This window comes from Pelomonas candidula (genome assembly GCF_043555985.1).
GTDB classification, from domain to species: domain Bacteria; phylum Pseudomonadota; class Gammaproteobacteria; order Burkholderiales; family Burkholderiaceae_C; genus Pelomonas; species Pelomonas candidula.
Genome location: NZ_JBIGIC010000011.1, coordinates 83,526 through 84,958, shown reverse-complemented (window position 1 = coordinate 84,958; position 1,433 = coordinate 83,526). Strand labels below are relative to the sequence as shown.

Genomic DNA, 1,433 nt, shown 5'->3' with positions numbered 1-1,433 from the left:
CCCCAGCACGGCCCTCTTCACTTTTTCAGACGGTACGGAATCCCGAGGACAACACCATGTTCAACCCCGCCCTGCCCGCCCACACCGCCGATCCCGCCCGCCGCCAGCGCTGGATCGCCGCCGCTGCGCTGGCTCTGTGCGCCACCGCTGCCGGCGCGGACACGCTCAGCGAGATCTACCTGCAGGCCCGCGCCGCCGACCCGGTCTTCGGCGCCGCGCTGGCCACCGCCGCGGCCGGCCGCGAGAAGGAAGCACAAGGCCGCGCCGGCCTGATGCCGAGCCTGACCGCAGGCGCCACCATCCAGCGTGACCTCGAGCACGCCAGCTACGTCGACGGCAACCGCCGCATCTACAGCAACCGGCCGTGGAACATCACCCTCAACCAGCCGCTGCTGCGGCCGCTGAACGTCCGCACCTACCAGCAGGGCGTGCTGCAGGCCGCGCTGGCCGATCAGCAGCTGCGCCTGGCCGAGCAGGACCTGCTGCTGCGCGTGTCCAAGGCCTACTTCGACGTGCTGCAGGCCCAGGACGCGCTGGCCGCGATGACGGCGCAGCGCGACGCCTTCGCCCAGCAGCTCGCGCAGTCCAAGCGTTCGTTCGAGGTGGGGCTGTCCAGCATCACCGACCTGAACGAAGCCCAGGCCCGCAACGACCTCGGCACGGCGCAGGAGATCGGCGCGCGCAACGACCTGGAGGTCAAACGACAGACGCTGGAGAAGCTCATCGGCCGCGAACTGCCGCCACTGGCCACGGTCGACCCCGAGGCCGGCATCAACCTCGTCGACGACAGCAAATGCAGCGTGCTGATGGAACGCGCGCCGACCGACTCGCTGCAGGTGGCCGCCGGCGAGACCGCCGAGCAGGTGGCGCGGCTGGAGATCGACCGCCAGAAGGCCGGTCACTTCCCCACCGTGGACTTGGTCGTGCAGGCCGCCGAGCGCAACTCCACGGCCTATGTCTCGCCGGGCAATTCGCGCAACTACACGGCGGGCCTCGAGATCCAGGTCCCGCTGTTCCAGGGCGGTGCCGTGCAGTCGCACACCCGCGAGGCCGCGGCCAATCTGGAGCGTGCGCGCCAGGAGCTGCTCAACGCCCGCGCCCAGGCCAAGCTGGACGCCCGCCAGGCCTGCCTGGGTGTGCAGTCCGGCACGGCGCTGTACAGCTCGCTGCGCCAGGCGCAGATCTCGGGCGAGACGCAGGTCAAGTCGACGACGCGCGGCTTCGAGGTCGGCACCCGCACGCGGGTCGACGTGCTGAACGCCACGCAGCAGCTCTACGCCACCCGCAAGGACCTGGCCGCCGCGCGCTACCAGACGCTGATGGCCGGCCTGCAACTCAAGGCCGCGGCCGGCGTGCTGAGCGAGGAAGACCTGCGCGGCCTGGACGCGCTGATGCTGCGCCCGGCCCCGTGACCGCGGCCGGCAACGCCTGGC

Annotated in this window: 1 protein-coding gene; it reads left to right on the top strand. The window is 71.5% G+C overall.

What is annotated here, in order from left to right; translation table 11 throughout:
• Positions 1–56 precede the first annotated feature (56 nt).
• Positions 57–1,412, top strand: a complete 1,356-nt coding sequence (locus ACG04R_RS20515; RefSeq protein ID WP_394415230.1) for a TolC family outer membrane protein — start codon at positions 57–59, stop codon at positions 1,410–1,412.
• Positions 1,413–1,433: the final 21 nt, after the last annotated feature.

Coding starts and splice junctions, on each gene's coding strand:
- ACG04R_RS20515 (WP_394415230.1), top strand. CDS start 57: ATGTTCAACCCCGCCCTGCCCGCCCACACCGCCGATCCCGCCCGCCGC.